Origin of the sequence: Corallococcus praedator, from assembly GCF_003612125.1 — a bacterium.
In the GTDB taxonomy this organism is placed as follows: Bacteria; Myxococcota; Myxococcia; order Myxococcales; family Myxococcaceae; genus Corallococcus; species Corallococcus praedator.
In genome coordinates this window covers 1-10,616 of sequence record NZ_RAWI01000328.1, presented here as the reverse complement: position 1 = coordinate 10,616, position 10,616 = coordinate 1, and the positions used below count along the sequence as shown (strand labels likewise).

Annotated in this window: 9 protein-coding genes; 6 read left to right on the top strand and 3 right to left on the bottom strand. The window is 69.2% G+C overall.

What is annotated here, in order from left to right:
• The first annotated feature begins 60 nt into the window (after positions 1-60).
• From D7Y13_RS47235 to D7Y13_RS31060, 5 genes are all read left to right on the top strand, one after another.
• Complete coding sequence (locus tag D7Y13_RS47235; protein WP_279637142.1) at positions 61-1,785, top strand: serine/threonine protein kinase; 1,725 nt, start codon at positions 61-63, stop codon at positions 1,783-1,785.
• A gap of 144 nt (positions 1,786-1,929) precedes the next feature.
• Entirely contained in the window at positions 1,930-3,093 is a 1,164-nt protein-coding gene (locus tag D7Y13_RS31070; RefSeq protein ID WP_158620481.1) for a protein kinase domain-containing protein, read from the top strand.
• A 554-nt stretch (positions 3,094-3,647) separates the two neighbouring features.
• On the top strand, positions 3,648-4,154 hold the full coding sequence (locus D7Y13_RS31065) for a head protein (protein ID WP_147444503.1): 507 nt from the start codon (positions 3,648-3,650) through the stop codon (positions 4,152-4,154).
• A 278-nt stretch (positions 4,155-4,432) separates the two neighbouring features.
• The gene (locus D7Y13_RS45360; RefSeq protein ID WP_147444502.1) at positions 4,433-4,627 is read left to right on the top strand and encodes a hypothetical protein; all 195 of its coding nucleotides are present in this window, start codon (positions 4,433-4,435) and stop codon (positions 4,625-4,627) included.
• A gap of 9 nt (positions 4,628-4,636) precedes the next feature.
• On the top strand, positions 4,637-5,035 hold the full coding sequence (locus D7Y13_RS31060) for a hypothetical protein (protein ID WP_120537150.1): 399 nt from the start codon (positions 4,637-4,639) through the stop codon (positions 5,033-5,035).
• A 93-nt stretch (positions 5,036-5,128) separates the two neighbouring features.
• Here the strand turns inward: D7Y13_RS31060 and D7Y13_RS31055 are convergent, their stop codons facing one another.
• Positions 5,129-8,032 carry a PAS domain-containing protein gene (locus D7Y13_RS31055; RefSeq protein WP_120585644.1) on the bottom strand — a complete coding sequence of 968 codons (2,904 nt, stop codon included), beginning with the start codon at positions 8,030-8,032 and terminating at the stop codon, positions 5,129-5,131.
• Between the two features lie 194 nt (positions 8,033-8,226).
• Between D7Y13_RS31055 and D7Y13_RS31050 the strand changes: the two genes are divergently transcribed.
• Entirely contained in the window at positions 8,227-8,598 is a 372-nt protein-coding gene (locus tag D7Y13_RS31050) for a response regulator (RefSeq protein WP_199732949.1), read from the top strand.
• Between the two features lie 10 nt (positions 8,599-8,608).
• Here the strand turns inward: D7Y13_RS31050 and D7Y13_RS31045 are convergent, their stop codons facing one another.
• Together D7Y13_RS31045 and D7Y13_RS31040 are read right to left on the bottom strand one after the other, a co-directional pair.
• Positions 8,609-8,989, bottom strand: coding sequence for a response regulator (locus D7Y13_RS31045; protein WP_158620480.1), 381 nt, complete (start codon positions 8,987-8,989; stop codon positions 8,609-8,611).
• A 106-nt stretch (positions 8,990-9,095) separates the two neighbouring features.
• Positions 9,096-10,616: sensor histidine kinase (locus D7Y13_RS31040; RefSeq protein WP_120537146.1), on the bottom strand; the 1,521-nt coding region annotated here is incomplete at its 5' end.

The following is a 10,616-nucleotide window of genomic DNA, read 5'->3' as shown; positions in this document are numbered from 1 at the left end:
CCGGTCTCGTGGGTTCGGATATGTGTATAAGAGACTGGGGCAGGGCGTGCGCGCGGCCGGCTGTATGCGTTGAAGTTGTCGCGGCGCCCCGGGGAGCGGTGGTTCGCGCGGGAGGCGGCGCTGCTGGCCCGCGTGCGCCACCGGGCCGTGGTGCGATTGATCACCTACGGCGTCTGGCGACTGGGGCCGGTGGAGCACCCCTATCTGGTGATGGAGTACGTGGAGGGTGAATCCCTCTACGAGTGGGCCCTGGCCCGCAACCCCACGGGCCGCCAGATGGCGCTGTTGCTGGCCCAGGTGCTGGAGGCGCTGGCCGCCGCGCACGCGACAGGGGCGCTGCACCGGGACTTCAAGGGGGACAACGTCCTGGTCACCCCCGACGGGAAGGTGAAGCTGCTGGACTGGGGCGCCGGTGGGTATGTGGGGGCACCGGCCCTCACCGCGACGGCCAGACTTCCGCCGGGCAGTCCGCGCTATTACAGCCCCCAGCTCCTCCGGTGGCGGGCGTTGGCGGAGCGCCGGCCCGGGGCCCTGGAGCCCTACACCTATGCGGTCGCGGATGAGCTGTACGCGGTCGGGGTCACCTTCTACCGCCTGCTGGTGGACCAGTACCCCGCGTTCCCGTGGAGCATGCCCTTCGGGCCCCTGGCATCCCAGGGCCTGGGTTCCTTGAAGGACCTCAACCCGCGGGTGCCGGCGCTGCTGGAGGACTTCGTCCAGCGGCTGCTGGCCTTCGCGCCCGAACAGCGCCCCGAGGGCACGGCGTCCCTGGGCCGGGAGGTGCGTCGGACTCTGGCGGTAGCGGACGTGGCGTGGGATGCGCCGCTGTTCGGCTGGCGTGAGGGGACGTCCAGCGGCTCGCGCACGACGCTGGAGGCGGAGGAGGCGAGGGGCCCCGTGATGCCGGGGCAGGAGGTCGCCCTGCGGGAGGCCCGGGCGAAGCACGTGGAGGAGGTCCACCGGCTGCGTGAACTCCGAGAACTGCGCCAGCGCGATCCGGCGAAGGTGGCCGAGGTCGAGGCCCGGGATTCCCATGCCGTGCGCGGGGCAGGTGGGCGTTCACACCCGCTGCGGTGGGGACTGGTCGCCGTGTTGCTGGTGGGGCTGCCCCTCTCGGTGCTCGCTGCATGGCGTCTGGGGCACGTTCCACGAGGCATGGCTCCGGCGCGGGACGTCCGGCAAATGGCGCCGCTGGCTGGACCGGACCAAGCTCGCGCGCCTCTGGCGGGGGATTCCCCACCCGCCCTGTTTCAGCAGGAGAAAGAAGACATGACCCTTCGTGCGCCGCAGCAGGCGGCCGTCAACTCCGCTCCGGTTGCGCTCGGGAAGCTCAAGCGATGCACCCTGGCCGCTGGCGCCGTGGCCCTCACCGCCTGCACGGGAGCGCAGGTCCGCCCCGACTCCAGTCGCTGTCCCGAAGGGGCGCTGGAGACGATGCGCAAGCTCTCCCTGAATCAGGGCGGCAGCGCCAGCATCCTCACGGACATCGATCAGCCGGGCACCAATTCGGAAGAGCTCATCGTCCGCGATGGTCCCATTGTCAGTCTCACCGTCGAAAGCTATGGGGACATGCCGACGGGAACCCGCCTGTACGGGCAGCTCTGGACGGGCGGGGGAAGGGTGACCGGCCGTTACACCCGGGCGGAGCTGCCGGACCGGCGCGTCATCCCGGTCTGCCTCGTCTATGGCAACCGCGATGGGGGAGAGTGGCTTCCGGGCTCCAAGGCCGGTGCGGTCAGGATGCCGCGCACCTGGGCCTATACGGTCGTTCACACCTTTCCGTGAGCAGCGCTTGTGGAGAATCCCGGATTTTGAAATTATTCTAATACAACCCGCTGGGTTCTCCCATTTAAAGCAACTTGGAAGGTAGTTTGTCCTTGTTCTCCCCGGATGACTGCGTCCGCGTGGATGACAAGGAGTCCGCACGGCATGAGTCCTTCCAGGACGGTGAAGCCTCCCCCTCCCGAAGTGCTGTTCAAGACGGGCTCCAGGTCCTTCGAGCTGGCGCAGGTGCTGCGGCGAAGCAGTCATGGGGAGCAGCAGCTCGTCGCCCTCCGGCGGCAGCCCGGGCGTGAACCCGTGCCGGTGTTCCTCCAGGCGTTGTCCTTGACGGGGCGGACGGTGTCGCGCCTGAGGGATCCCCAGGCACGGATGCAGGAGATGGTCACGCTCGCGCGGCTCCTCCAGCATCCGCGCATCGCCCGGCTGAACGGATGCCATGAAGCGGCGGGCGTCCTGTACCTGGAATGGGAACACGTCCCAGGTTACACGTTGGACGACGTGTCGTTGCTGCCGCTGGTGTATGTGCATGCGTACTCCGAAGCCTTCCTGTTGCACGTGGGGCTCCAGTTGGCGTCGCTGCTCGCGTTCCTGCACGGGCACGCGGATGAGCGCGGTCTGCCATTGGGCTTCGTGCACCGGGACCTGCATCCGCAGGGCATCCGGTTCGGAGCGGACGGACAGTTGGCGTTGACGCACCTGGGGGATGCCTTCTCACGGTTGCCGGGCCGGGTGCCTTCCAGCATCACGCGTCCGCATGGACAGGCATTCTACGGGGCTCCGGAGGTGTTGTTCGGCGAGGCCGCGGATGCGCGCTCGGACCTGTTCTCGCTGGGGCTCATCCTGCTGGAGCTGGCGACAAGCCTGCACCTCTACAGCCTGCCCCGTGTCCTCCTGGGAGACCTGGATGCGCGACTGACGGACGAGGATGGGCAGCGGGTGCTCCAGGGCATGATGGTGGCGGAGCAGGCGGGGCGGGTCACGAGCGAATACATTCACATCGTCACGCACGCCGCCGCGTACCGGCCCGAGGACATCGATTCGTTGATGTTCCGGCTGTCACCGGCCCTGCGCGCCATCCTCCACCGCCTGCTCAAGCGCGACCGTGCGGAGCGCTACGCGACGGCGGAGGAGGTGGAGGCGGCTCTGCGGGCCCGGGCCACGGAGCTGGGTGGGCACTACGGCGGCGCGGAGGCGGCGGAGGAGTTCCAGAAGGCGCTCGCGGGTACGGCGCCGCTGCTGAATGGATTCCAGAAGGATGTGGGGGCCTTCCCGCTTGGAAGCGTGCTGCACCTGCCGACGCCGGTGGTGTGAAACGCCGTCGCACGCCATCGGCTGTGCTACGGCCTGCCGCCATGAAGACGCTGTGCCTTGTGCTGATGGGTGTGCTCCTGGCCTCGTGTGGGGCAGGGCGACAGAAGGTCGCTCCTGGAGCTGAAGAACTGCCTTCCCTCGTGCTCTGCATCCAGGAGCAGCCGAATGGAACGAGGGTCCACTCCTGGCGGCCCGTGGAGGAGGCGCGGTATCTGCTGAAGCCCGGCGCAGGAGTAGACGGCGGGCGAATCGTGCTCACGGCGGCAGGAAGCCGGGACTGCGATGCGGAGAACCGAGAGTGCATCATTGGTTGGAGCGCCATCAGAAGGGCATTCTGGTCGGGAGCGTGGTCGTCATCGCAGGAGTTGCGTTTGTCGTCGTCTCCGCGGGACCGGGCTGTTCATCCTCGCGCCCGCAGCGCTCATGGCAAGCGGAGAAGGCGCTGCGGCGCCGGTCGTGATGGGGGCTGTACAATGAAGGGAGACAATATTTCCCTTGAAACACGGGAGCTATTGGGGAGGCTTTGGTCGGAATCGCAATCCGAGGATGACAGGATGCGACTGGAAGTTGCGATGGACGCGCTCCAGTTCATCCACGACATGGGCCAATCCCAGCTTTTTCGCACGTATCACCAGGGCATCGAGGAACACGAGCCCCCGTTCGTGTTCGCTTCCTTCGAGACCCGCGCGGAAGCGGACGCGTGGCTGATGGCGCAGACCCCGGTCCCGGACCGGGCGTCCGTGCTGGTCGCGGGCGAATACTTCACCGTGATGGACCTGCCGGAGTTGGGCGTGGGCACGCGCAGGCTTCTCTCCAGCCCGATCCTCAAGTTCTACCTGGAAGACATGCGGGAGAAGGCAGGCGCTCCAGTGGCCCTGTTCTCCACCCGCGAGGAAGCGGAAACCTGGCTCCGGGAGCAGCCCGAGCCTCCCCGACAGGTCGTCGTTCATGTCGACGGCAAGCCCTATCTCGCGGCCTACCATCACCGGATCCAGCTCCGAGTCCTCTATCCACTGCCCGACGCGAAACCGCCTGGGAGGCGAGAGGAAGACCCAAGATGAAGCGGATTTCGCTGGTAACGGCACTGATGGTTCTTTTCGTTGGATGTACTCATGTCCAGCCAACGGAGTCCCGGGTGTACAGGGTGTCCGAGAATGCGGAAGGCGTCGGTGCCGTACTCGGAAGTGGAGGCTCAGGTGGCCTCGACTGCCAGGGGGAGCATGAAACGTGCGTGGAGGTTTGTTGGCAGAAGCGCTACCCATGGCCCCACAACCAGGAGCAGTCGGGATGGTACTACCAGCGGTGCACTTCGGATTGCAGGGCCCAGTACAATGAATGCGTGAAGGAACAGGAGGCAGCAGCGCGAGAAAAAGCAAGGAAGCTTGGCTTCACGGACATGGAGCGCGCGATCGATTGGCTCCAAAAGCATAAAGCCGAGGTGACGCTCGGAACCCTTGTCGTCGTTGGAGGCGTAGCCTTCGTGCTCACGACGAGTGCTGCCGGTGCACTGGTGCTGATTCCCCTGGCGCTTTGAGCAAATGAAATGAAATACAATCCAGATTTCGATGTTGATTCCGTGCTGGACGTCCTGAAGGGCGTGAACGAAAAGTACGAAGAAGGTTCGCCTGAAGATGAGGCGCTGCGGATCGCCGCCGTGGCGCTTGTCTATGTCCGCGAAGCCGAGAGGCTGGAGGAATACCGTGGGTTTTTCCGGTCGTTCTTCACGCCTGCCATTGAAAGCGTCATCGTCTCCCAGACCTTCTCGACAAGAGAGGAGGCCGAGACATGGCTCGCCCTTGGGGTTGCACGGGACGGAGAATTGATTCGCGTCGCGGGTCAGGGGTTCCAGGTCATCCTGGCGCAGGGAGATGCGAAGCCGACCCTGCTGCGTACGCCCCTGCCAGAAGAACTGATGAAGAAGTTCCCCCCAGGCCCGGGATGAGGTCTCCGTGAAGTGAGTCCCGGGCGCTCCGGACCTCACAGGGCTTCAGTTCCACGCCAGCCTCCACCGGCAGCCCCGGACTCCAGGGCTGCCCTATCCCCTGGCTGCCTGCCTCGACCCGTCGCGCGGCAGCTTCACCGTGAAGGTCGTCCCCGCCTCCCGGGAGGAGGTCACGTCGATGGTGCCTCCGTGCGCCTGGACGATGTGCTGCACGATGTAGAGCCCCAGCCCCACGCTGCGCGTCGCCAGGTCCATGCCCGGCACCCCCCGTTGCATCGGCTGGAAGAGGCGGTGCATCAGGTCCGGGGGGATGGGGTCGCCCGCGTTGTGCACCGCCAGGAGGACCTCCAGGTCCGTGCTCTGGACGCGCACCGTCACCGGCGTGCCCTCCGGCGAGTACTTCAGCGCGTTGCCCAGCAGGTTGGTGAGCACCTGCGCCATGCGGTCCGGATCCCAGCAGCCGCGCGTCCCGTGGCCTGGCGTGGAGGCCTGGAGGACGCGCTCGGGGAAGTTCATCTGCACCTCCTCCATCACCTGCCGCACCACCGTGGTCAGGTCCAGGTCCTGGCACTGCACGGGGATCCCCTCGCCCAGGCGCGCCTGGGTGAAGTCGAGCAGGTCGCGGATCATCCGCACCGCCCGCTCCGCGGAGGCCTGGATGCGCAGGACGGCCTTGGTGTCGCGCTCACTCAGCTCCTCACGCCGCAACAGCGACGTGGTGCCCAGCGCGATGGCGTTGAGCGGGTTTCGCAGGTCGTGGGACACGATGCCCACCAGGTACTGCTCGAACTCCGCGCGCTGCCGCGCCGCCTCCTCCTCGCGCTTGCGCTCCGTCACGTCCAGCGCCGTGCCCACGAAGCGCGCGGGACGTCCGTCCGGGCGGAAGTGGACCTGCCCGCGCCCGGACAGCCACCGCACCTTCGCGCCGTCTCCGGCGGGGGGCCGCACCCGGAACTCGCAGGCGTACTCCCCGGCGCCCCCGGGCATGTTGGCCTCCGCCATCGCCTGCTCCACCTTCGCCCGGTCCTCCTCGTGGACGAACTGCATGGCCTCCGCGAGCGTCAGCTCCCCTTCGGCGGGCAGCCCCAGCATGGCGCGAAACCGCGGGTCCCAGGACGCCTCGCCCGTGAGCGGATTGACGTCCCAGCTGCCCATGTCCACCGCTTCCAGCGCCAGCCGCAGCCGCTCCTCGTTGGCGTGCAGGGTCGCCGCCAGCGCCTCCGTGCGCTGCCGGGCCCGCACGCCGTCGGTGACCTCGGTGGCGACGATGAGGACGCCCTCGATGAGGCCTTCCGCCCCGAGCAGCGGCTGGTAGACGAAGTTGAAGTACACGTCCTCCAGCCTCCCGCCCGGCGCCCGCGCCAGCCGCACGTGGACCTCGTTGCCTACGTACGGTTCGCCCGTGGTGAACACGCCGTCCAGCAGCTCCAGGATGCCCTGGCCCTTCACCTCCGGCAGCGCTTCCTGGATGGGGCGGTGCAGCACCTGGGAAGGCGCGCGGCCCCAGAGCTGGCAGATGCGCGAGTTGGCCAGCTCCACGATGTGCGTGGGCCCCCGGAAGATGGCGAGCGCGACCGGCGCCTGGTGCAGCAGCGTGTTGAGGCGGCCGAGCTCCGTGTCCGCCTGGACGCGCGCCGTCTGGGCCTCCTGGAGGAGCTGCTCGCGCCCGGCCTCCGTCTTCCGCCGCGCGGTGATGTCCTGCATGGCGCCCACCATCCGCAGGCCCCGCCCTTGCGCGTCGCGCGTGATGACGCCCGTGTCCAGCACCCGCACGGCTTCGCCCTGGCGGTTCAGGAACCGGTACTCGTCCTGCCAGCGGGCCTGCGTGCCCTGGATGGCCGCGTGGATGCCGTGCTTCACGCGCTCACGGTCCTCGGGGTGGATGCGGTCCACCCACCAGTCCGCGGTGGGGCCCGTCTCTTCCGGCGCGAAGCCGAGCAGGCGCTGCACCCCGCCGCTCCAGGTCACCTCCTGCGTCGTCAGGTCCCAATCCCAGACGGAGTCGGTGGCCACCTGGCTCGCCAACCGGTAGCGCGTCTCCGACGTCGCCAGCCGCGCGTGGGCTTCATGCAGCTTCCCCATCAGGAGGGCGCGCTCGATGATGCCGGAGAGGTACTCCACCAGCGTCTCCAGGAAGCGCTTGGTCTGCGGCGGCACGGGACGGGCCTCCGAGAAGCCCACGCAGAGCACGCCCATCAGCTCGCCGTGGGGCCACAGGCGCAGGCCCAGCAGCGTGCTCCAGCCCTGCTGCCCCAACCCCTCGCGCTCGGCGTCGGAAAGCCCGTGCGCCTGGGCCTGCACCAGGGGCTCCTCCGAGCGGGCCACCCTGCCCAGGAAGGACGGCCCGGCCGCATCCACCCGGCGGCGTCCCGCGTGCGGGACGTCATGCCCCGAGTCCGCGACGGCCCCCATCACCGTGCTCCCCCGCTCCACCAGGAACAGCTCCGCGCCAGCGGCCTCCAGCGCGCGGACGACGGTGTCGATGAGCGGCTTCAGCCGGGGCTGCGCGTCCTCGTGCGCCTTCAAGGCCCGGGGGGCGAGCGCATCCAGCTGGCGCAGGAAGCGCTTCTCCCGCTGCCGGTCCTCCATCGAGTAGCCGGAGAAGAGGACCACCACGTGGTCCATGGCCGCCTCCAGCTGCTGGAAGAGGCACTGGAGGTCGGAGGCGGCGGGCGTGTGCTCCGGCCGCAGGTCGTCCCAGAGCTGGGGGATGAGCCGGCCCAGGAGCGTGTACTCGTCCGTCGCGTCCTCCTGCGTGGCACCCACCCGCAGGCGCAGGTTGATGTGGGCCTCTTCCAGGCGCGCGCGGGTCTCCAGGCGCTCCGGCGTGGGGCCGTGGCGGCAGATGAGCGCCACCACGCGCAGGTACTCCGGCAGCGTGGTGATGATCTCCGAGGCCTTCAGGCCCTGGCTGCTCTCCCGGGTCCGCGTCTCCTCGACGAAGCGCCGCACCAGGGTCTCCAGGTTCGCTTCGATGAGGTCGGCGATGACATTCATGGCTCAAGGGGACGGGTAGGGGCTTCCGTCTCCGGGTGCAACGCCGAGCCGCGTTTTCCCGGAAGATGAAACAACAGACAGGCATCCGACCGGTGCGTTTTCGCGCGAGACGGGGGTGGCCAGACGCGGCGGCGATGCACAGCACGGCGTCATTGCTGGCGGTGCCGGTGCGACCTGCGTAGGCTGTCCCCGTGTTGAGAACGACGCCCCGCTCCACCATCCTCATCGTCGACGACGAGCCGGACCTGCGCGAGGTGGTGGCGGAGCTGCTGGAGATGGAAGACTACGCGGTGGTGCAGGCCGCCAACGGGCAGCTGGCCCTGGACGCGCTCTCCCACGAGCCCCGGCCGTGCCTGGTGCTGCTGGACCTGATGATGCCGGTGATGGACGGACACGAGTTCCTCCACCGCGTGCGGGACGACGCCCGGTTCCGCGACCTGCCGGTGCTGATGCTCACCGCGCACCCGACCGCGAAGGCGCCTCCGGGCACGGTGGGCCTCTTGCGCAAGCCCGTGGACATCACGGAGCTGCTCGCGCTGGTGGCCCGGCACTGCCAGCCCGGCTGAAGGCGCCCGCTCACGCCGCCGGCGCGGCGTGCACGGCGATGGCGTCCAGCAGCTCTTCCAGGCGCACCGGCTTGCCCAGCCGTCCGGACACCCCGTGCGGCAGCGGCAGGGTGGGATGCGCCGTCAGCACCAGCACCCGCGTCAGGGCCAGCGCGCCGGAGCGGCGCAGGTGTTCGATGAAGGCGTGCCCGTCCATCACCGGCATCACCAGGTCCAGCAGGATGAGCTCGGGGATGCGCTCAAGCCCCGCCAGGACGTTCAGCGCGTCCTGCCCGTTCACCGCCGTGTGCACCCGGTAGGCCTCCGATTCGAGGATCTCCTTGAGCGCCTCGCGGACGTCCCGGTTGTTTTCGACAAGCAGCAGGCTGATGGAGTGTTGCGTGGTGGACACGCGCCCAGGGTAGGGCAGGGGGCCGGGAAGTTCCAACTTCCACCGGCCGCCCGGAGGCTCGGATGGCCTCCGGGGTGGGAGACGTCCTGAAGCCCGCCGGCGTGCTTCAGGGGGCGCGCGGCAGCGTCATGGTGAAGACCGTCCGCTCCGGGCCCGACTCCACCACCAGCGTCCCCCGGTGGCTGCGGACGATCTGCTCGGAGATGAAGAGGCCCAGGCCCAGGCCGGAGGGCACGTGCGCGCCCGTCTGCGCGCGCTGGAAGGGGTGGAAGAGCAGGGCCAGCTCCTCCTGGGGGATGGGGGTGCCCTGGTTCTCCACCCGCGCGACGGCCTGCTCCGGCCCGCCCTGCAGCGACAGCTTCACGGTGGACTCCGGGGGGCTGTATTGGAGCGCGTTGCCCAGCAGGTTGCTCAGGACCTGCGCCAGCCGGTCCCCGTCCCACCGGCCTCCCAGCGGGCCGCTGGACTCCACCCGCACGGTGCGGTTGGGGTGCACCAGCTCCAGCTCCTCCACCACCTGGCGCACCACCAGCCCCAGGTCCGTGGCGCCCGGCGTCAGGGGGATGCCGCCGCCCAGCCGGCTGCGGGTGAAGTCCAGCAGTTCGGTGATCATCCGCGTCATCCGGTCCGTGCTGCTGATGATGCGCCCCACGGTGCGCACCAGCCCGGGCGGCACCTGTTCGCTGGCGATGAGGAAGCTGGCCGCCATGCGGATGGCGTTGAGGGGGTTTCGCAGGTCGTGGCCGACGATGCCCAGGAAGCGCTCGCGGAACTCCGCGGCGGACCGCAGCTCCCCTTCCGACTGCTTGTGCCGGGTGACGTCCACCACCACCGACCCCACGCCCAGCACCTCGCCGCCCTCCGTGCGCACCGGGTGGAAGCCCATCATGAGGTGCACGTCGCCGCCGGCCGCGTCCGTCCCTGGTTGCTTCAGCGCCACGGACAGCTCCTCCGCGGGCTCTCCCGTCTCCAGCACGCGGCGGATGACGGGCTCCAGTTGCGGCGCCAGTGAGGGCAGGACCTCCGCGAAGGTCCTCCCGGCGTGGGCGTCCAGGGGCAGCCCGTCCAGCTTCGCCATCCGCGCGTTGACGTGCACGAACCTCAGCTCCCGGTCCAGCAGCGACAGGCCCACCGGCGAGGAGGTGAGCAGCGCGTCCAGCTGCGCGAGCGCCTCCGCCTTCTCCCGGTCCGCTCTCCGCACGGCGTCCACCATCCGCTTGCCGCGCACCAGCGCGTTCACGCGTGCGCGCACCTCCTCCGTGCGGAAGGGCTTGGCCACGTAGTCGTTGGCGCCCGCGCGCAGGCCCTGCACCAGGTCCTCCGGCCGGCCGTGCGCGGTGAGCAGCAACACGGGAAGGGCCGCGGTCTCCGGCTGGCCGCGCAGGAACTGACAGACCTCCGGGCCGGACATCCCCGGCATCTCCCAGTCCAGCACCACCACGTCCGGCGCCCGTCCGGCGTGCAGGCGTTCGAGCATCGCGGCGCCGTCCGGGAACGTCTCCACCTGGAATCCCGGGCCGAGCGCCGTCTTGATGAAGCGCGCCTCGCTGGCGCTGTCGTCCACCACCCAGACACACGGTGCGGGCTCGGCTCCGGTGGAGTCGTCTCCGGGCGGGCGGGGGAAGAA